This is a genomic window from Corynebacterium minutissimum, from assembly GCF_000805675.1.
GTDB classification, from domain to species: Bacteria; Actinomycetota; Actinomycetes; order Mycobacteriales; family Mycobacteriaceae; genus Corynebacterium; species Corynebacterium minutissimum.
Genome location: NZ_JSEF01000002.1, coordinates 1 through 19,016, shown reverse-complemented (window position 1 = coordinate 19,016; position 19,016 = coordinate 1). Strand labels below are relative to the sequence as shown.

General features: G+C 64.2%; 15 protein-coding genes. 7 read left to right on the top strand and 8 right to left on the bottom strand.

All coding sequences use genetic code 11. The annotated features are described in order from the left end of the window. Positions 1–45: 45 nt before the first annotated feature. Positions 46–2,883: a (Fe-S)-binding protein gene (locus NX84_RS00180; RefSeq protein WP_039672533.1), complete on the bottom strand. Its 2,838-nt coding sequence runs from the start codon at positions 2,881–2,883 to the stop codon at positions 46–48. Between the two features lie 114 nt (positions 2,884–2,997). On the opposite strand from NX84_RS00180, the gene NX84_RS00175 reads away from it, so the two are divergent. From NX84_RS00175 to NX84_RS00165, 3 genes are read left to right on the top strand one after another with little or no spacing between them, the layout of a single operon-like run. Next, positions 2,998–3,570: a DUF6230 family protein gene (locus tag NX84_RS00175; protein WP_039672532.1), complete on the top strand. Its 573-nt coding sequence runs from the start codon at positions 2,998–3,000 to the stop codon at positions 3,568–3,570. Positions 3,571–3,601: 31 nt separating this feature from the next. After that, a complete protein-coding gene (locus NX84_RS00170) occupies positions 3,602–4,015 on the top strand; it encodes a DUF6114 domain-containing protein (RefSeq protein WP_039672675.1) in 414 nt (137 codons plus the stop codon). Continuing rightward, on the top strand, positions 4,008–4,595 hold the full coding sequence (locus NX84_RS00165) for a hypothetical protein (RefSeq protein WP_039672531.1): 588 nt from the start codon (positions 4,008–4,010) through the stop codon (positions 4,593–4,595). Before NX84_RS00170 ends, NX84_RS00165 begins: the two co-directional genes overlap by 8 nt. A gap of 10 nt (positions 4,596–4,605) precedes the next feature. Here the strand turns inward: NX84_RS00165 and NX84_RS00160 are convergent, their stop codons facing one another. The 3 genes from NX84_RS00160 to NX84_RS00150 form a co-directional block, all read right to left on the bottom strand. Continuing rightward, positions 4,606–6,531 carry an ABC transporter ATP-binding protein gene (locus tag NX84_RS00160; RefSeq protein WP_039672530.1) on the bottom strand — a complete coding sequence of 642 codons (1,926 nt, stop codon included), beginning with the start codon at positions 6,529–6,531 and terminating at the stop codon, positions 4,606–4,608. Continuing rightward, the gene (locus NX84_RS00155) at positions 6,532–8,250 is read right to left on the bottom strand and encodes an ABC transporter ATP-binding protein (protein ID WP_039672529.1); all 1,719 of its coding nucleotides are present in this window, start codon (positions 8,248–8,250) and stop codon (positions 6,532–6,534) included. Between the two features lie 111 nt (positions 8,251–8,361). Beyond that, positions 8,362–8,778 carry a hypothetical protein gene (locus tag NX84_RS00150; RefSeq protein WP_039672528.1) on the bottom strand — a complete coding sequence of 139 codons (417 nt, stop codon included), beginning with the start codon at positions 8,776–8,778 and terminating at the stop codon, positions 8,362–8,364. A gap of 162 nt (positions 8,779–8,940) precedes the next feature. Here NX84_RS00150 and NX84_RS00145 point away from each other — a divergent pair, with 162 nt between their 5' ends. From NX84_RS00145 to NX84_RS00135, 3 genes are read left to right on the top strand one after another with little or no spacing between them, the layout of a single operon-like run. Beyond that, positions 8,941–9,723 (top strand): phosphoadenylyl-sulfate reductase, encoded by a 783-nt coding sequence (locus NX84_RS00145; protein WP_039672526.1) that lies wholly within the window; start codon positions 8,941–8,943, stop codon positions 9,721–9,723. Next, positions 9,723–10,619 (top strand): sulfate adenylyltransferase subunit CysD, encoded by an 897-nt coding sequence (cysD, locus tag NX84_RS00140; RefSeq protein ID WP_039672524.1) that lies wholly within the window; start codon positions 9,723–9,725, stop codon positions 10,617–10,619. The genes NX84_RS00145 and cysD overlap by 1 nt, the downstream gene beginning before the upstream one ends. Beyond that, positions 10,619–11,905 (top strand): sulfate adenylyltransferase subunit 1, encoded by a 1,287-nt coding sequence (locus tag NX84_RS00135; protein WP_039672522.1) that lies wholly within the window; start codon positions 10,619–10,621, stop codon positions 11,903–11,905. Before cysD ends, NX84_RS00135 begins: the two co-directional genes overlap by 1 nt. A gap of 31 nt (positions 11,906–11,936) precedes the next feature. Here the strand turns inward: NX84_RS00135 and NX84_RS00130 are convergent, their stop codons facing one another. Beyond that, positions 11,937–12,572 carry an LppP/LprE family lipoprotein gene (locus tag NX84_RS00130; RefSeq protein ID WP_039672520.1) on the bottom strand — a complete coding sequence of 212 codons (636 nt, stop codon included), beginning with the start codon at positions 12,570–12,572 and terminating at the stop codon, positions 11,937–11,939. A 60-nt stretch (positions 12,573–12,632) separates the two neighbouring features. Beyond that, positions 12,633–13,130 (bottom strand): LppP/LprE family lipoprotein, encoded by a 498-nt coding sequence (locus NX84_RS00125; RefSeq protein ID WP_039672518.1) that lies wholly within the window; start codon positions 13,128–13,130, stop codon positions 12,633–12,635. Positions 13,131–13,241: 111 nt separating this feature from the next. Here NX84_RS00125 and NX84_RS00120 point away from each other — a divergent pair, with 111 nt between their 5' ends. Continuing rightward, positions 13,242–13,808: a nucleosidase gene (locus NX84_RS00120; protein WP_039672516.1), complete on the top strand. Its 567-nt coding sequence runs from the start codon at positions 13,242–13,244 to the stop codon at positions 13,806–13,808. Positions 13,809–13,934: 126 nt separating this feature from the next. Here NX84_RS00120 and NX84_RS00115 read toward each other — a convergent pair whose 3' ends face one another. Together NX84_RS00115 and NX84_RS00110 are read right to left on the bottom strand one after the other, a co-directional pair. Further along, positions 13,935–15,200, bottom strand: coding sequence for an AI-2E family transporter (locus NX84_RS00115; RefSeq protein ID WP_231913733.1), 1,266 nt, complete (start codon positions 15,198–15,200; stop codon positions 13,935–13,937). 35 nt (positions 15,201–15,235) lie between these two features. Then, positions 15,236–18,679 (bottom strand): bifunctional proline dehydrogenase/L-glutamate gamma-semialdehyde dehydrogenase, encoded by a 3,444-nt coding sequence (locus NX84_RS00110; RefSeq protein WP_039672514.1) that lies wholly within the window; start codon positions 18,677–18,679, stop codon positions 15,236–15,238. Between the last annotated feature and the right edge of the window lie 337 nt (positions 18,680–19,016).

The following is a 19,016-nucleotide window of genomic DNA, read 5'->3' as shown; positions in this document are numbered from 1 at the left end:
GTCTAGAGACTACCTGCGCCGTCCCAATCGCGCCTAGTTTAAGACCTAGTCCTGGCTCGGTGGCTTCGGGGCCTGTGCCACGCTTTCCGACGCCCCCGGCTCATCGGACACCTTCGGCGCCTTCGGCACGTTCGGTGCCTTTGGAGTTTCAGGTGCTACTGGGATAGCGGGCGCCCGCGGTGTTTCCTCTACCTTCGGTGCATTCGGCGCTGTTGGTGTTGCGGGTGCGCTTGGAACCGACGGCGCAGCCGGGGCACTCGGTACATCTGGCGCAGGGGGTGTTGCTGGAGCCTTAGGCGCTGTCGGTGCACTAGAGGCGGTCGGCGCTGCTGGTGCACGCGGCGTCTCCGCTACCTTCGACGCTTCCGGCACCGCAGGTGCGCTTGGCACAGTTGGGGCGGCTGGAGCCGGCGGCGTGGCGGGAGCTGCAGGTGCCGCCGGCGCGGACGGTGTGGTTGGTGCCTTTGGTGCTGCCGGAGCGCTAGGTGGCTTCGGAGTAGCCGGTGCGGACGGGGCCGCGGGCACGGGCGGCGCGGTGGGAGCGCTCGGGGCTGCGGGTGTGCTTGGCGCAGCTGGCGTGGCTGGTGCAGCAGGTGCGCTCGGTGTGGCTGGGGCAGCCGGAGCTGTTGGCGCGCTTGGCGCAGCTGGCGTGGCTGGAGCCGGTGGCGCAGCTGGAGCCGGCGGGGTGGCGGGAGCTGCAGGAGTCGCCGCTGGGGTTGGAGGCGTCGGAGCGGGAGATTCTAGAGGCTCCGGGATGGTGGGCTCATCGGCGGCAACGGCGGGTGCGGAGGAGCCCGGCACCGACGAGGCGTTAGGCCGCGAAGAAGCGGGGGAGAGGCGACGCGGCGTGTCGAGGAAAGCCTTCTCGCGCGGGGCGGGGAGGTCGCCGGTGGGGGCGATGGCGTCGCGAAGCATGAGGGCTACATCGCTGACCTGGGTTTCCGGCGCAACGGACTTCACACCGCCGGTGAGCATGACGTTACAGAACGGGCAACCGGTCGCAATCTCAGAAGCACCGGTGGCCACTGCCTGCTCCGAGCGGAACTCATTGACGCGCTGGCCCAGGTTTTCTTCCATGAACATACGCGCACCACCGGCACCACAACAGAAAGCTTCGTCACGGTTGTGGTCCATTTCCGCAAGCGTTGCGCCAGTCGCTTCCACGAGTTCACGTGGCGGGTCGAAAACCTTGTTGTGACGGCCCAGGAAGCAGGGATCGTGATACGTGACGGGGCGGCGATTCTCCGGCGAACGTGGCACCGGCACGAGCAGCTTTTCGCGCACCAAGCGGTTGAGCAGCTGCGTATGGTGCAACACGTCGAAGTGGCCGTCGAAGTCGGGGTATTCGTTGCGAATCGTATTAAAACAGTGCGGACAGGTGGTGATGATCTTGCGTTGGCCTTGGGGGACGCCGTGGAAGGCGTCGTTAAGCGTGGCGACATTCTGCTCCGCCATCACCTGGAACAGGAACTCATTGCCGGCACGACGCGCCGGGTCACCCGTGCAGGTCTCGCCCGTGGCCAGCACGCCGAACTTCACGCCGGCGGTGTGCAACATGTCCACCACCGCGCGCGTCGTGGCGCGGCCTTGGTCGTCGTAGGCACCGGCGCAGCCGACCCAGAACAAGTACTCGAGGTCGGAAAAATCCGTAGCGTCCTCACCGATAATCGGCACCTCAATGCCGTCGGCGCGCGCTTCATCAATCCACGCGCGGCGCTCCGAGGCGTTGCGGCCCCACGGGTTGCCCTTCGTTTCCATGTTCTTAAACAGCCCGGTCAGCTCGGACGGGAAGTCAGACTCCGCCAGAACCTTGAAGCGGCGCAGGTCCGCGATGTGGTCGATGTGCTCGATGTCGACCGGGCACTGGTCCACGCAGGCGCCACAGTTGGTGCACGACCACAGGACGTCATCATCAATCGTGCCGGCCATCGCCAGCACGTTGAGCCCCTCATGCGGGTTGTAATTATCCAGCGCGCCCTGGCGCAGGTCCATCATGACCTTCTTCGGACTCAGCGGCTTGCCGGTATTCCACGCGGGGCAGAGGTCCTGGCAGCGGCCGCATTCGGTGCAGGAGGAGGCGTCGAGAAGCATTTTCCAGCTCCCCGGCTCGAGGTCCTCCAGGTCCGGCGTGGGAACAGCGCCCAGCGCCTTCTCGCCGTCGGCGTTGCGCTGGAAGAAGATGTTGAAGAACGCCATGAAGCGGTGCCACATCACGCCCCATTGGAAATAGCGGGCGATGCAGGCGATGAACGCCATACCCGTCAGCAGCTTCACCAGGGCAAAGAATTGAACCATGCTTGGCGACGTCGGCAGCATCCCCGCCACATGAATCGTCAAGAAATCAGCCCACGGCGACCCACCGCCAAACGTCGCGATGGAGGACGCCTTGACCAGGAGCATGCCGAGGCCCTCGACAAACACGATGGCTTCCACCAAGTGCGCTGGGAAGACCTGCGAATTGTAGAAGCGGCTGCCGCGCTCAGTGTGGCCGAGCTTGAGGCGTACTGCGGCGAGGAAGCCAATGCCCAGCACCGTTGCGATGCCGAGAACCTCCTCGATGAAGTGATAGACCGGCCAGTCGCTGAGCCACGGCCAGCCTTTATCGGGCGCGAAGGTTTGGATATAGGCCTCAAACCACACCAGAATGCCGAAGAGGAAACCTACCATGACAAGCCAGTGCGCGGCGTTGACGAACGGGCGGCCCTTGAAGTGGGTATGTCCGAAGACTTCGACGAGGACGCGGCCGAGGCGCGACATGGGGCGGTCGGTGCGGTTGAGCTGCGTGGGTCCACCGGAGCGGATGAAACGGAAGAGCACACCGACTCGGTAGAAGAAATACAGCCACACCGGGATCGATGCGGCGATGGCAACCCAGCCGAACATGCGCGCTCCTTTATTGCTTGGCTCAATGCTGCTTCCTACCTTAAAGCCTTACTGCTCAATTCCGGGAGTCGGGATTCAGCTATCATTCTGAGGGTCAACTTTTCAGGAGGCGTTGTGGGCAGAATCAGTGTGCCGAAAGCCGCGGCGGGCCTAGTAGCGGGCTTCGCGGCGTTTGGCGTGGCGGGCTTTGCGGTGGCGCAGGGCGGTCTGACGGCGAACCTGGCGCTGTCGGGCACGTTCTTTAACGTCAACATGCGCCACTTGGAAGGCGAGGGCTTTTCTCTCTTCATCGATAGCGACAAGAAGGGTGAGGAGGACGTCCCCACTGCGCGCCTCAAGCTGGAGCACGCCGTGGCTTCCGATCTGTGCCTCTACGTCACGACGGATCTGCCCGCCGTCGGTGAGTCCACGCTCGCGCTCAAGGCCAAGGGCGATAACAGCGTGGAGGCCACCGACCTCCTCGTCGGTGCCTCCGACATCGAAGGATCGCTCGTCATGCAGGACGCCAACGTGGGCATCGACGCCCGCCAGCTTTCCGACGCCGCCGACCCCGGCACCTGGGGCCTCTACTCTAAGCAGGTTTCGCTGACCGCCGACGACGTCCGCGCCACCTCCATCGGCGCGAAGACCTTGTCCGCTAAGAACGTGGGCGTATCCGTGAAGCGGGGCCGTGACCATGCCTGCTGATGACGCTAGCGGCGCTCCAGGAACGAGCGCCGTGGAACCTGATTCAATCGATGCCGACCAATCCGGCTCCGTAGCGCCCAAACCGTCAGCGTGGACGCGGTTTAAAGCGTGGCGCGCCGAGCGGCCTTTCATCCCGGGGCTGCTGCTCATCCTTTCGGGCATCATCATTGCCATGCCCGCCTACTTCACGGTCCAGATTTCGGACCTGCTCGTCATGATTTCCACCGTGTCGGGCGTATCCACGCTGCTCATCGGCGCGCTTCTCGTCATGTTTGGCCTCGGCGCGTGGTGTCGACCTGCCACCGCGACGTATCTTGGCGTGCTGGGCATCATCGTGGCGGTCATCGCCTTGCCGGCGTCTAATTTGGGAGGCTTTCTCGTTGGCTCGCTGCTCGGCATTGTTGGCGGCGCGCTGACCTTGGCTTGGGAGCCAAGCGATGCGTAAACACCGCCCTTCGCGCTCACGGAGCACAGTGATCGCGGCCGTTGTGGCCCTCGCGGTGAGCGCGAAGGGCGGGGTGGAGGTCGTGAGCGCGCAGGTTGCCCCCGACCAACCTTATTTCTCCACGGTGACCGCGAAGGAGGTGACGTTGCGGGGTAACGTGGGCGCCACCATCAGCACGACACCGACCGGCGACGGCGAGGTGCGCGTCCTGGAACTCACCGGGGACCGCCTAGACGCGCGGGATCTCGCCATCACGCTGCCCGGCAACGCCGGTGATGGACTACTCACCACCGGTGGTGCGCAGACCACGGTGGAGGGGTCCGTACGCATCGTCGCGACGTCTCTGACCGCCACGCCCACCATTGAAGGCGCGCGTACCGTGCCGGTCACCGTGGATCTGACCGGGGATATCAATCACGTCCTCGACCAGCTCGGCATTCCTCAGCCACACCCCGTCCCGGACGCCGCGCTTCCCGACGCCCTCATGGACCACCTCTCCCTCACCAACGTCACCCTCGAACTGGCGAACCTCACCGGGGATAGTTTCTCCGCGCCGGTGATTGCGGTGGGCGTGGACTAGCGCGCGGGGGTTAGGGTTCGCGGAACTGGGACTGGTGGAGGCGCCAGTAGGCGCCGTGGGCGTCGAGAAGCTCGGCGTGGGTGCCTTGTTCGACGATGCGGCCTTCTTCCATGACGATGATGACGTCGGCGTCGCGAATCGTGGACAGGCGGTGCGCGATGATAAAGGACGTGCGGCCCTGGCGCAGGGCGTTCATGGCCTGCTGGACGTGCATCTCGGTGCGGGTATCGACAGACGAGGTGGCCTCGTCGAGGATGAGCAACGCCGGCTGGGCCAGGAAGGCGCGCGCGATGGTGATGAGCTGTCGCTCGCCGGCGGAAATTGCGCCGCCATCCTGGTCGATCTTTGTGTCATAGCCGTCGGGGAGGGAATGGACAAAGCGGTCGACGTAGGTGGCCTTCGCCGCGGCGATGACCTCGTCGTCGGTGGCATCGAGGCGGCCGTAGCGGATGTTGTCCATGATCGTGCCTTCGAAAACCATGGCGTCTTGGAGCACCATGCCCACCTGGGAGCGCAGCTCGTGGCGGGAAATCTCCGCGGTGTCGATGCCATCGAGGCGGATGGTGCCCGAATCGATGTCGTAGAAGCGCATGATGAGGTTAACCAGTGTGGTTTTGCCAGCACCCGTGGGGCCCACGATGGCCGCCGTCTGGCCGGGCTCCACGCGCAGGGAAAGGTCCTGGATGAGCGGGGAATCGGGGTCATAGGAGAAATCGACGTCCTCGAACTCGACGAGGCCCTTCGCGCGGCCGCCGAGGCGGGAAGTGGGCTCTTCGAGGGGCTCCTCCTCGGCGTCGAGGAACTCGAAGACGCGCTCGGCCGACGCCACGCCCGACTGCACCTGCTGCATCATGCCACCGAGCTGGCCCAGCGGCTGGTTGAACTCACGCGAGTACTGAATAAAGGCCTGCGCCCCGCCCAGCGTGAGGGAGCCGGAGGCCACCTTGAGCGCGCCGAGCACCGCGATGACCACGTAGGACAGGTAGGAAATGAACTGCATGATCGGCATCATCATGCCCGCCAGGAACTGCGCCAGCGACGCGGAGCGGAACAGCTCCTCGTTGCGCTTGTCAAAGTCTTCCGTCATGGCATCGATGCGGCCAAAGACGGTGGCGAGGTCGTGGCCGGAGAACGCCTCTTCGATCTGGCCGTTGAGGTCACCGGTCGCTTTCCACTGGGCCTTGAACTGCTTCTGCGCGCGAGAACCAATGACCGCAATCACGACGGCGGTCAGCGGCAGCGCGAGCAGCGCCACGAGGGCCAGCTGCCAGGACACGGAGAACATCATGACCGTAATGCCCACGACCATGAGCAGGTTATAAAACAGCTGCGAGATGGCCTGTTGGAGGGCGGACTGGATATTGTCGGCGTCGTTCGTTGTGCGCGAGAGCAGGTCGCCGCGCGATTGCGTGTCGAAGTAATTGAGCGGCAAGCGGTTGAGCTTGGACTCGATATCTCCGCGCAGGTCGAAGACCACCTTCATCACCAGGGAGTTGAGCAAAAAGCCCTGCCACCACTGGAAGAGTGAGGACACCACGTACATCGCGATGACAATGAGGATGATGGTGCCGAGCTTGGAGAAATCAATGCCGAAGCCGGGGTTTAAGTCCATGGCGGAGGCCATGTCGGCAAACTTGTCCTGCCCGCCCGCGCGGAGCGCCTCAATGGCCTGCTCCTTCGAGATCCCCGCCGGCATGTGGCGCGAAATAACGCCGGAGAAAATAACGTCGGTGGCCATACCCATGATCTTCGGCGCGGCCACCGCCAGCAGCACGCACACGATATTCATGGCGGCAATCGCGAAAAGCTGCACCTTGAACGGTGCAAGCAGGCCAAAAAGCCGTTTCGCAGACGGCCAGAAGTTCTTGGCCTTGCGCGGGGCGTTCTCGCCTGTCTTTTCTTCCAGCTCTGCCGTTTGTGCGTCGTGTTCAGCCATTTACGCCACCTCCGCGGTCTTCTGGGATTCTACGATTTCGCGGTACGTCTCGGAGGTCTCGAGCAGCTCCTCGTTCGTGCCGCGCGCGACGATGCGCCCAGCATCCATGACCAGAATCTGGTCCGCGTCCACAATCGAGCTCACGCGCTGCGCCACGATAATCGTCGTCGCCTCGGCGGTGTACTCGCGCATAGCGTCGCGCACGGCGGCGTCGGTGACCACATCGAGGGCGGAGAAAGAATCGTCAAACAGGTACACCAGTGGCCGCGCAACGAGCATGCGGGCAATGGACAGTCGTTGGCGCTGACCACCGGACACATTGGTGCCGCCCTGCGCGATGTGCATGTCGAGGTCCTCGACAAAGTCCGCCTGTGCGGTGCGCAGCGCGGCCCACAGATCCTCATCGCTGGCGTCCGGGGCGCCGAGGCGCAGGTTGGAGGCCACGGAGCCGCTAAACAGGTACGGTTTCTGCGGTACCAAACCCACACGCTTGACGACGTCCCCCCGCTTCATCTCGGCGACATCCGTCCCGTCGAGAAGCACGTGGCCCTCGGTGGGGAGGTAGAGGCGCGGGATGAGGGAAAGCGCGGTGGTTTTGCCGGAGCCGGTTGCACCGATGAGCGCGGTGGTGGTGCCGGGGGTGGCGGTGAAGGAGACGTCGCGAAGCACAGGCTCCTCGGCGCCGGCGTATTGGAAGGTGACGTTGCGTAGCTCGACGACGCCCTCGGAACGGGCCGGGGTGACGGGGTTGGTGGGTTCGTCGATGGAGGGGGCGTGGTCGAGGACGTCGGTGATGCGGCGCGCGCAGATGATGGAACGCGGCAAAATCATGGCCATGAAGGTGCCCATCATGACGGCGGCGAGGATTTGGAGCAGGTACTGGAGGAAGGCGGTCAGCGAGCCGACCTCCACCAGGCCCTCGTCGACGCGGTGGCCGCCGAACCACAAGACTGCGCCCGTGGCGACGTTGAGGATGACCGTGATGATGGGGAACATGAGGATGAACAGCTGGCCCACCTTGAGCGAGAGGTTGGTGAGGTCGCGGTTGGCCTCGCGGAAACGTTCGGACTCGTGCTCCTCGCGGGTAAAAGCGCGGACGACGCGGATGCCGGCGATTTGCTCGCGCAGGGTGCCGTTCATGGTGTCGAGCTTGTCCTGCCAGGCGCGGAAGAGCGGCATGAGGCGCACGATGATCGCTGAGAGGGCGGCGAGCAGTACGACGACGGACACGACGACGAGCCAGGACATGCCGGCATCTTCGCGGATGGCCATGATGATGCCGCCGATGGACATGATGGGGGCCGTGACCATGAAGTTGAGGATCATCATGTAGACCATCTGGATTTGCTGAACGTCATTGGTGCCGCGTGTGATGAGGGTAGCGGTGCCGAAGTGGCTCATGTCTTCTGCGGAGTAGCGGGTGACGCGGCGGAAGATGTCGGAGCGCAGGTCGCGACCTAGGCCCATCGAGGTGCGGGAGCCGAACCAGATTGCGGCGATGGCGGCGGTGACCTGGACGAAGGCCACGCCTAGCATGATGCCGCCGGTGCGCCAGATGAAGTCGATGTCGACCTTGGCGACGCCTTCGTCGATGATGCGGGCGTTGAGTGACGGCAGGTAGAGCGTCGCCGCGGTGGATAGCGCTTGGAGGAGCAGGACCGCGATGACGTAGCCGGTATAGGGCTTGGAGCGGGATAAAAGGATGCGAACGAGTTCCATGTGCCAGCGTTTCATACGTGTGGGCGGCCGCGCGGTTTCTGCGCTGGGCCGCTGAAGAGCATTGACCGCGCAAGTTTATCCGTTTCCCCGCGCGAGCGTCTAGCTCGCGCGTTAGAAGCAGACCGGGGCGCGCTGGGCGCGGGCCGCGACGGTAGCCCAATCCTCGATGTCGGCAGTGGGGCGGCATAGGCCTTCCCACGTCGTGATGGCCACGCCACGTGCCATGAGCTCTAGCAAAACGAGGTGGCGGTCGCCAGACGCGGAGAGCTGGTTGAGGTCCGTGGGGCTAATATCGGCGTCAGGGCCAGTGCCCACGCGGACGTTGCCGATGAGTCGCAGTCTCGGCGTTGTTCCCTTCGGGCACGGAGCAGGAGCGGATTCAGCACCGGAAAGCCCTGCGAAGCGGCGCAGCAAACCGAAGGGGGCGGGGCGTTCGCAGAAGAGGTCCACACACAAACCGGCCGCAATGAGCCGTTCCGCGGTGGAGAGCGCCGCCGGGCTATCGCCGACAATGGCAACACGCTGCATGAGAACCCCTTCAGTTCGAAACAAATAGACTGTCTAGTCTGTAAATCTAGTCCGCTCGGTTCACTACGGCCAATTTTTATTCTCCCCAGTGCCCAAGCTCACGGCACTAAGCCCCCCGGGTAGGGCTGCGCGCCGCACCCATCACCCCTAAAGTGTGATGCCATGACCGAACCGACCAACCTGCTGGACCGCGGCGACTACCGCGACCCCAGCATCAGCCCCGAGGGCACACGAGACACCGCACCGCTCGACCCCTCAGTGGCACAGCGCAACCAAGAACTCGTCGACGCCTGGGCCGACAAGCTTTACGACGCCTCCGCCGAGACCATCACCGAATGGGCCGCCGAGCACGCGCCGGGCCGGCTTGCAGTGACGATGTCTATGGAAAACACCGTCCTCGCAGAGCTCGCTCACCGCGCCCACCTCGACGCCGACCTGCTCTTCATCGATACTGGGTGGCACTTTGAGGAGACGTTGGGGGTGGCGGGGGACGTCGCCAAGCGCTATGCGGACCTTCCCTTGGTGCGGGTCCTGCCGATTCTGAGCCCCGAGGAGCAGGACAAGATTTACGGTCCGCGCCTGTATGCGCGTGATGTGGCGGCGTATAACCGCATGCGCAAGGTGGAACCGCTCAACATGGCGATGGACCCGTACGTCGGGTGGGTCACCGGCCTACGCCGCGCCGATTCCGAGCACCGCGCCACCGCGCCGGCGCTGAGTCTGGACCGCACCGGCCGTCTGAAGATTTCCCCGATCATTACGTGGGATCTTGACCAGACCGACAAGTACATCAAGGACCACGACCTCATCATCCATCCGCTCACCCTTCAGGGCTACCGTTCCATCGGCTGCGCGCCGCTGACGTTCCCAGTGGCCGAGGGTGAGGACGCGCGCTCCGGGCGCGTATTCGCTGACGGCAAGACAGAATGCGGGTTGCACGACTAATGACTCTTTCACCACACCTTAAAGACTTAGAGAACGAATCCCTCCACATCCTGCGCGAAGTCGCCGGGCAATTCGACAAGGTAGGCCTGCTCTTTTCCGGCGGCAAAGACTCCGTCGTTGTCTTTGAGCTTGCTCGCCGCGCCTTTGCTCCCGCAACCGTGCCGTTTGAGCTCATCCACGTCGATACCGGCCACAACTTCCCCGAGGTCATTGAGTTCCGCGACCGCCTCGTCGAGGAATCCGGCGCACGCCTGCACGTGGCGTTGGTCCAGGACTGGATTGACCGCGGCGAGCTCCAGGAGCGCCCCGACGGCACCCGCAACCCGCTGCAGTCCGTGCCGCTGGTGGAGACTATTGCCGAGCGCGGCTACGACGCCGTCCTGGGCGGTGCGCGCCGCGACGAGGAACGCGCCCGCGCCAAGGAACGCATCTTCTCCATCCGCGATTCCTTCGGCGGCTGGGACCCGCGCCGCCAGCGCCCGGAGCTGTGGGACCTCTACAACGGCGGCAAAATGGCCGGCGAAAACGTGCGCGTCTTTCCCATCTCCAACTGGACCGAGTCTGACATTTGGGAATACATCGGCGCCCGTAACCTGGAGCTGCCGTCCATCTACTATTCCCACCAGCGCGAAGTTTTCAACCGCAACGGCATGTGGCTGACTCCGGGAGAGTGGGGCGGGCCCCGCGAAGACGAGCCGCTGGAGACCCGTACTGTGCGCTACCGCACCGTAGGTGACATGTCCTGCACCGGCGCGGTGGATTCCACGGCTTCCACGACGGATGAGATCCTCGCCGAGATTTCTGTGTCTACCCTCTCCGAGCGGGGCGCGACCCGCGCCGACGACAAACTCTCTGAGTCCGCCATGGAGGACCGCAAGAAGGAAGGCTACTTCTAATGACTCTCGCGCCCAATGTTAGCGCGCTCAAGCAGCGCGACACCCTGCGCCTGTGTACCGCCGGTTCCGTCGATGACGGCAAGTCCACCTTCGTCGGCCGCCTGCTCTATGACACCAAGTCCGTGCTCGCGGACCAGGTGGAGTCCATGGAGCGTTCCTCCGCCGACCGCGGTTTTGACGGTATGGACCTCTCGCTGCTTGTCGACGGCCTCCGCGCCGAGCGCGAGCAGGGTATTACCATCGATGTGGCCTACCGCTACTTCGCCACCGATAAGCGCACCTTCATCCTCGCCGATACCCCGGGACATGTGCAGTACACGCGCAATACGGTCACCGGCATGTCGACGTCCCAGGTGGTGGTGCTGCTTATCGACGCCCGCCATGGCGTCGTCGAGCAAACCCGCCGCCACCTCAACGTCGCAGCGCTCTTGGGCGTGCGCCACGTGGTGCTGGGCGTGAACAAGATTGATTTGGTGGACTATGACGAGGACACCTTCCGCGCCATCGAGTCGGAATTCCACGAGATCGCCGCGCGCCTGGGGCTTAGCGATTCGGTGGCTATCCCGATTTCCGCGCTTAAGGGCGACAACGTCGTGGAGCGCTCCACGAATATGGACTGGTACTCCGGGCCAACCGTCCTGGATGTTTTGGAGACCGTCCCCGTGGCAACCGGGCGCGCCGATGACTTGGACTTCCGGTTCCCGATTCAGTATGTCATCCGTGAGCATGCTTCCGATTACCGCGGCTATGCCGGCCGCGTGAAGGCCGGTCACGTCGCGGTGGGGGATACCGTGACGACGCCAGGCGGGCGTTCCACCACCGTAACGGGTATCGATACCGCTGATGGCCCGCTCGCGGAGGGCGAGCAGGCCACGGCAGGGGATTCTGTCGTGCTGTTGTTGGCTGATGACATCGATCTTGCCCGCGGTGATCTCCTCGCCGGCTCGCAGCGCCCCGAGGCGGTCCGCGAGTTTGCCGCGACTGCGGTCGTGCTCACCGACAAGGACCTCACACCAGGCCAAATGCTCAAGCTGCGCTACGGCACGGACCTGGTCAAGGCCCGTATCGCGTCGGTGGATCGCGTCCTCGACCTCGACGGCGTGGCCGACGACGAGTCGCCGGAAAAGGCCTCCCTGAACGACATCGCCTACATCACCGTCCAAACTCAGGCGGAGCTGCCGGTTGAGGACTACGCCGCGCGTGGCGCGGTGGGCAACTTCTTGCTCATCGACGCCTCCAGCGGAAACACGTTGGCCGCTGGCTTTGTGGGCCAGCGGCTGCGTTAAAGGTTGCGTTGCGGCGGCCGAACCGCCGCGCTTAGCTTCCCGGCGGGACGTCGCCGCTCATGATGACCTTCTGCTCGGCATCGTCCCAGCGGAAGCCGGCCTCCGTAGTTCCGGTGTGTTCCGCATTGGCTTCGCCCTCGCGCGGCCAGTGGTAGGTCACGGCAATCTCAGCGCCGCTGACCTGCTCGACGGTGGGGAAGAAACCGTAGGGCTCGGCGGTCGCGGTGCCCAGGTAGTCGCCCTTGTGGAAGAGCATAATGTGGTACGGCGAAGAGGCCGTTCCGCGCTCGATGGTGATGATTTGCCAGCTCAGCTCCGCACAAGGATCGAACTGTGCAAAATCCACCAGCGTCCAGTTGTTGTCCTGCCACGGAGGAATGGTGCCGATTCCTGACTCATAGGCCGCGTGGGCGTCGATAGTCTCGCAGGATTCCGCGTCCTTTTCTTCTGCCGGGGATTCAGCAGGAAGCGTTGGCGAGGCGCCCGCGGCCGGTGGTTCCGACACAGGGTCATCAGTGCTCTCCGAGTCATCCGGAGCGTTGTCCGTCGCGCTGTTGTGGACGGTATCGAACGCTGGCGAATTATCCTGCGCCGCGTCGCCGGAGCAGGAGGCGAGCGGGAGGCAGAGAAGGGCAGCGCCCATAAGTGCACAGCTACGCCTCAACATTGATTGTTCCTTCCTCGCATTGTGCGCCTCCTGTGGGGCGCACGACTGGCTCTATCTTATCTAGGCCTTCGGGGGAACATCGCCGTTCATGATGACTTTCTGCTGGGCGTCGTCCCAGCGGAAGCCGGCATGCGTCTTGCCCGTCGGCGCCGCATTGGCGTCGCCTGCTTGCGGCCAGTGGTAGGTCACGGAAATCTCGTTACCGTTGACCTGCTCGATGCTGGGGAAGAAGCCATAGGGCCCAGCGGTCGCGGTGCCGAGGTACTGGCCCTTGTGGAAGAGCATGATGTGGTGCGGCGAGGAGGCAGTGCCGCCCTCGATGGAAATGGTCTGCCAGCTCAGCTCCGCGCACGGGTCGAAGTGGGAGCTATCGACAACCTTCCAGTTGTGGCCATTCCACTGCGGAACCTGCGCGATGTTGGCGTTGACAGCCGCTTGGGCGTTTCCTACGCCGCAGACTTCGGCGACGGGGCTGGCCTGGACTTCTTCGGGGCTGCTGCAGGCGATAAGGGGGAGGCAGAGTAGTGCTGCTCCGGCGAAAGCTCGTGGTGTGAACATGGTGTTCTCCTTTCTGAGGTCTCGGTGTGGTTCCAGACCCTACAAGTGGCCGTGGACCCCAGACCAGAGCCGCGGAGAACATTCCTCGGGTCACCGGGTAGTCTCGCAGGCATGGAGAATGTCTTGTTTGTTGCCGCCGTTGACGCTGAAGCTTCCCACGTTCCGGACGGCGCGCCGCTGCTCATCACGGGGATCGGCACGTTGCCCGCCGCGATTGAGCTGACGAACGCGCTGGCCTCGGCTGAGGTGCTGCCGGAGCGTGTCATCAACATTGGTACTGCGGGCGCGCTTGTCGACGACCTCTCCGGCGTCTTCGAGATCTCCCACGTGAGAAAGCACGACTTCCACTTGGACGTGCTCAGCGACGTTTCCCGCTATCTCCTTCCGGAGGTCATCGAGCTCGAGACCTCCGGTAAGTTGCCCACGGCGTCGCTGGCGACGGGTGATTCCTTTATCTCCGATACCCCAACCCGCACGCGCCTTGCCCAGGATTCCGAGCTGTGCGACATGGAGGGCTATGCCATCGCGGCGGTGTGCCGGAAGTTTGGTGTGCCGTGCACGTTGCTCAAGCAGGTCTCGGACACCGCCAACGAGGAGTCCTATGGCACGTGGGCCTCGGTGCTTGACCGCGCGGCGGAAGAACTAGCGGAGGCCTTCGGCACGGTGACCGCAGACTAGGCCCTACATATGGAAAGTGCCCTAGTTGCCAAAACCATTGCTCCCGCCGCGGGTGGCGGGGGAGAAGTTTGGCAACTAGGGCAGTTGCACGGCCGAGAAAGCTCGAGCCATGCGCCGGTTGTGTGGCTAGCGGGCGCCGCTGGCCTCAAGGTGCTCGAAGAGCTTCATGACGGTGTCGTGGCCTTCGGTGGTGGAGATCTTGATGTTCTTGGCTGCGATCTCGCCGGCGCGAAGGCTGGCCATCTCCTGGTGGTAGCGGAAGACGACGGCGATGGTGGCGGCGACCGGTACGGCCAGGAAGGCGCCGATGATGCCGGCGAGGGCGGAGCCGACCGTGACGGAGAGCAACACCATTGCAGCATGCAGGCCCATGGCCTTGGACTGGAGCATCGGCTGGAGGACGTTGCCCTCCACCTGCTGGACCACGATGATGAGCAGCAGGGCGAGCAGGGCCTTGGTGAGGCCGTCGGAAACCAGAGCGATGATGACGGCCAAGGCGCCTGCCGTGACCGCGCCGATGACGGGGATGAAGCTGGCGAAGAAGGTCACCACGCCGATAACCAGGGCCAGCGGGACCTGCATGGCCCAGAGGCCGAGGCCGATGAGGAGGCCGTCGACAGCCGCCACGGCAGCCTGGGCCTGGATGAAACCGGACAGCGTATTCCACACGCGGGTCAGCAGCTCAGTGGCGTGCCAGCCGGCGGAGTAGCCGGTGTAGGTGCGCAGCCACGGCAGGAATTTATCGCCGTCCTTGAGGATGAAGAAGGACACGAACAGCATGATGGCCAAGGCCATGACGATGGAGCTGGCCATGGAGACGCCAGAAATGACGCCGGTAGCGATCTGGGAGGCTTGGCCCTTGATGAACGCCATGGCGTCATCAAGCACTTCCTGCACCTTCGCCGCATCAATCTCGAAGGGGAGATCCTTCGCCATGACGACGAGCTTGTTCAGGCCGTCCTCGGCCTGATTGACCAGCGCCGCGCCTTGCGTGGACACGACCGGTGCCATCGCGGCGAAGACACCGCCGATGATGGCCAGGAAGCCGAGCAGGGTGGTGATGGCGGCTAGGGCGCGGGGGAATTTCTTGCCCCGCAGCCAGGCGGCCACCGGGAAAAGTACCGTGCAGACCAGGATGGCAAGGATCACGGGCAGGAGGCCCACCCAGATGAATTTCAGCAGGTAGCCGGCCAGGCCCACGCCTGCGACCACGATGATGAAGATCAGGCAGATCTTCGCCAGGGAAATGGCATCGCGGCCGAGGACACGGGACTTGTCGTCGGTTTCTGAGGGGTGAAGGGTGGCTTCTTCATTGATGGGCTTCGCCACCGCGTCGGAGGCCTCATTGTGCTGGGCGTCCGAAGCGGTGGCATCACCGGTGTTTTGACTCATGCGCTACATCTTCTCATATGAGCGCAGGAAATTAACTATGCGCGGATGCTGCCCACCTCGCGGATGATGCCGAAGCGGTGCATGGTCACCGATACGGCCTGCTCGAGGAGGAAGGGGAGGAGCTCGCGGCGGCCGTCGGCAAGCACAGGCTGGTCCAGCACCACGGAGTTGGACTGTACTGCGGCCTCAAAGACGCCTTCTTCCACGGAGCCTACCGAGCGCACACGGCCGGACTCGAGACTGGAGACCTCGCGGATAAAAGCCTCGAGTGCTACGCCATCGACGCCAAAGCCGAGTTCACGCAGCTCCGCAGCCTTCTCCGGGGCGGCGCTGAAGCGGACCGGGGAGTTGGTGCGGGTAGCGGCGAGGGTGAGGCGGGCGACGTCGCGAAGCTGGGCGTCCTCAGAAATGCGCACCTGGAGGGGGCTTAGCAGCGGGCGGTAGCGGAAGACGTTGGCCTCGCAGACCAGGCCAGCGCGGTCATGGTCGCGACCGAACTCCTGCTGCCAGGCCAGCTCGTCGAGCTCGGCAGCGCGCCACAGCCAGGCGGTGTCCTCATCAGAAAGGGACAGGCCAGCGAAGGCACGCAGCTGGGACACCACCGGCTGGGTGATGTCGACGTCGAAGGGGCGCAGCGCGCCATCGGCCCAGGTACCGAACTGTGCGACGTAGTTCGGGCCACCGGCCTTGGCACCCGGGCCCATGACGGACTGCTTCCAGCCGCCGAAGGACTGGCGCTGGACAATCGCGCCGGTAATGCCGCGGTTGACGTAGGCGTTGCCCACCTCGACGCGCTCGAGCCAGTAGTCAATCTCGTCGTTATCCAAGGTGTGGATACCGCCGGTGAGGCCGTAGCCGGTGGAGTTCTGCCACTCGATGGCCTTGTCCAAAGTCTCCGCATACATAATGCCGAGGACCGGGCCGAAGCACTCGTTGACGTGGAACCAGGAGCCCGGGCGCACGTTATCGCGGATACCCGGCGACCACAGCGTGCCCTCTTCGTTGAGCTTCTGAGGCTTAATCAGCCACGACTCGCCCGGCTCCAGCTGGGTAAGGCCACGCAGGAGCTTCTCGCCGGGCGCTTCGGCCAGGCCGTTCATCGTGGTGGTGATTTCGTGGCCGGGGCCGGGGATGAGGGTCTCGACGGCGTCGACAAGCTGCGAGCGCAGGCGCTGGGAATCGCCCGCTGCGCCGACGAAGATGACCAGGGAAGACGCCGAGCACTTTTGGCCGGAGTGGCCAAAGGCGGACAGGTAGAGATCCTGAATGGCCAGGTCTGGGTCGGCAGATGGGGTAATGATGAGAGCGTTCTTACCGGAGGTCTCCGCCATGATGTTCATCTCCGGCTTCCAGGAGCGGAAGAGCTGGCCGGTATCGGACGCACCCGTGAGGATGACGGCGTCGACGTCGGCGTGGGAAATGAGCGCGCGGCCGGCTTCGCCCTCATCGGTAAAGACGAGCTGGACCAGGTCCGGGTCCAGGCCCTGGGCTTCCAGTGCGGTGCGGAAGGCGTCGACGACGAGCTTCGCACAGTGCACCACCTGCGGCGCGGGCTTGATGATGACGGCGGAACCCGCCGCCAGGGCCGCCGCGATACCACCGGTGGGGATGGCTACCGGGAAGTTCCACGGCGGGGTCACCACGGTCACGCGGTGCGGGGTGAACTCGGCGGCGTAGTTCTCCAGCAGGCGGGCGGACTGGGCGTAGTAGGTGCAGAAGTCGATGGCCTCGGAAATCTCCGGGTCGGTCTGCGTGACGGTCTTGTTGGCCTCATAAGCAGCGACGGAGATGAACTCGCCGCGGCGGTTGGCCAGCACATCAGCCACAGCCTCCAGCGCGCGGGCGCGGTCCTCAGCGGGGCGGGCACCCCATTCGGCACCCAGTTCGGCGGCGCGGAGCACGTGCTTGTCGACGACCCCGGTATCCGTCACCTCATCTACCCCATGGGCGCCGGGGTCGGTGTTGAGAGCCTGGATGGCCCACTCGCGGTTGGCTTCCAGGGCCGGGTCAGTGTCCGGCTCGTTGGCGAAGCGGCCGGTGCGCGGCGCTTGGCGTCCGGCTGCGTGTTCGGCCTCCTGCAGGCGGTTTTGCGTGCGACGTGGGCCAGCAAAGGTGTCCCAGCGCTGCTCGACGGCCTGGCGGAAGACTGCCTCCTGGTCCTTGAGCGCCTGCTCCTCTGGGGCAAAGAGGGCGTAGAGGAAGTTCTGCGGGGCAGCGTTTTCCTCCAAGCGGCGCACGAGGTAGGACACGGCGACGTCGAAGTCCTCCATATGCACCACCGGGGTGTAGAGGATCTGGCGGCCGTCAAAGGCCTTGCGCACGGCTGCCTGCTGGGCCGGGGACATGCCCTGGAGCATCTCGGAATCCATCATGGACAGCACGCCGCGCTTCTTGCCCAGTTCGTGGGCAAAAGCGGCGGTGTAGAGGTTGTGGGTAGCCACACCGATGCGCACGGACTCGGCGAATTCCGGGCGCAGAATGTAGTCGAGTAGGCGGTAGTAGTTGGCGTCCACCTCTTCCTTGGTGGCGTAGGGAGCGGACGGCCAGCCGTGGATTTCTCCCTGCACGTGCTCCATGGAAAGGTTGGCGCCCTTGACGATGCGAATCTTGATGTGCGCACCGCCTTCAGCCACACGATTCTTGGCGAACTCCGCGAGGTGGGCCAAGGCGTCGAAAGTATCGGGCAGGTAAGCCTGCAGCACGATGCCGGCCTCAAGGTTGGTGAACTCCGGCTCGCTGAGCAGCTCGGTAAACAGGCGCACGGTGAGGTGGAGGTCGTGGTACTCCTCCATATCCAGGTTGATGAAGACCTTGTCCGGGCGCTTGACCGCGGCTTCATACAGCGGGCGCAGACGCTCCTTGAGGCGGACGAGAGAACCTTCGATATCCCACGGGTTGAGCTGGGCCACCATGGAGGAGGCCTTGACGGACACGTAGGTCACGCGCGGGTTCTGGATGAGCTTCAAGGTGCGGTCAGCGCGGGAGCGCGCTTCCTTATCGCCGAGCACGGCCTCACCAAGCAGGTTGAGGTTGAGCTGCTCGCCGGATTCTGCGGCCTTGTCCAGGGTCTTGTTGAGGGCTTCGCCCTCGGCATCGAGCACCAGGTGGCCCACCATCTGGCGCATACGTATGCGGGCCAGCGGCATCACGAGGTTAGGAAGGATGGGGCCGAAGAAGCCGCCGAGGCCGACCAAAGAGCCGTTGATGAGGCCGAGGAAGGAGGCATCATAGCTGGCGGTCACAGATTTCAGGGCGTGGGCGGCTACCTTGTCATCTTCCGGCCGCATGACGCGATCCACGAAGTCCATGGTGAAGGCCACGCCATCGGGGTTGCGGAGGAGGTCCGCAAGCTGTTCCGTGGCGGGGTCCTGCTCATCGGCGGTGGAGGCGAGCCAGGAGTGGGCTTGGGCCGCGGAGGCGTCGATAAGCGCGGCGTTGATGTCAGTGGACTCGGGTACTGGGTGGTTAGCGTTCGTCATTGAGTTTCCTTAAGTAGTAGGGGTGGTGGGCGTAAAAGCCAGGCTGACCGGCGGGCGGTCGCCCTCGCGGCGGGTGCGGAGCACGGCAAAAATCAAGAGTCCGATTCCCTTTTCTCAGTGATGAACGGGGCATGTAAGTGGGGCCACGGCGGCGAAGTCCATGTGATGCGTTGCATGGAATGTGCGGACAGTATAAGTGGTGGCTTTGGTAGAGGCCACCACGGGGGCAGTTAGCTAACCCCGCCTACCCCGAGGCAGTGTTTTAACGGCCCTTCCGGTTTTAGAGTGCGTTGATTTTGTCCTGTAGTTGTCCGGAGTGGATTAGGCACCGCAAGAT

Bases quoted from the DNA above. Each gene is read 5' to 3' on its own strand.
- NX84_RS00165 (WP_039672531.1), top strand. From the start codon at position 4,008: ATGCGTAAACACCGCCCTTCGCGCTCACGGAGCACAGTGATCGCGGCC.
- NX84_RS00120 (WP_039672516.1), top strand. From the start codon at position 13,242: ATGGAGAATGTCTTGTTTGTTGCCGCCGTTGACGCTGAAGCTTCCCAC.
- cysD (WP_039672524.1), top strand. From the start codon at position 9,723: ATGACTCTTTCACCACACCTTAAAGACTTAGAGAACGAATCCCTCCAC.
- NX84_RS00155 (WP_039672529.1), bottom strand. From the start codon at position 8,250: ATGGAACTCGTTCGCATCCTTTTATCCCGCTCCAAGCCCTATACCGGC.
- NX84_RS00135 (WP_039672522.1), top strand. From the start codon at position 10,619: ATGACTCTCGCGCCCAATGTTAGCGCGCTCAAGCAGCGCGACACCCTG.
- NX84_RS00130 (WP_039672520.1), bottom strand. From the start codon at position 12,572: ATGTTGAGGCGTAGCTGTGCACTTATGGGCGCTGCCCTTCTCTGCCTC.
- NX84_RS00125 (WP_039672518.1), bottom strand. From the start codon at position 13,130: ATGTTCACACCACGAGCTTTCGCCGGAGCAGCACTACTCTGCCTCCCC.
- NX84_RS00180 (WP_039672533.1), bottom strand. From the start codon at position 2,883: ATGTTCGGCTGGGTTGCCATCGCCGCATCGATCCCGGTGTGGCTGTAT.
- NX84_RS00115 (WP_231913733.1), bottom strand. From the start codon at position 15,200: ATGAGTCAAAACACCGGTGATGCCACCGCTTCGGACGCCCAGCACAAT.
- NX84_RS00150 (WP_039672528.1), bottom strand. From the start codon at position 8,778: ATGCAGCGTGTTGCCATTGTCGGCGATAGCCCGGCGGCGCTCTCCACC.
- NX84_RS00160 (WP_039672530.1), bottom strand. From the start codon at position 6,531: ATGGCTGAACACGACGCACAAACGGCAGAGCTGGAAGAAAAGACAGGC.
- NX84_RS00145 (WP_039672526.1), top strand. From the start codon at position 8,941: ATGACCGAACCGACCAACCTGCTGGACCGCGGCGACTACCGCGACCCC.
- NX84_RS00110 (WP_039672514.1), bottom strand. From the start codon at position 18,679: ATGACGAACGCTAACCACCCAGTACCCGAGTCCACTGACATCAACGCC.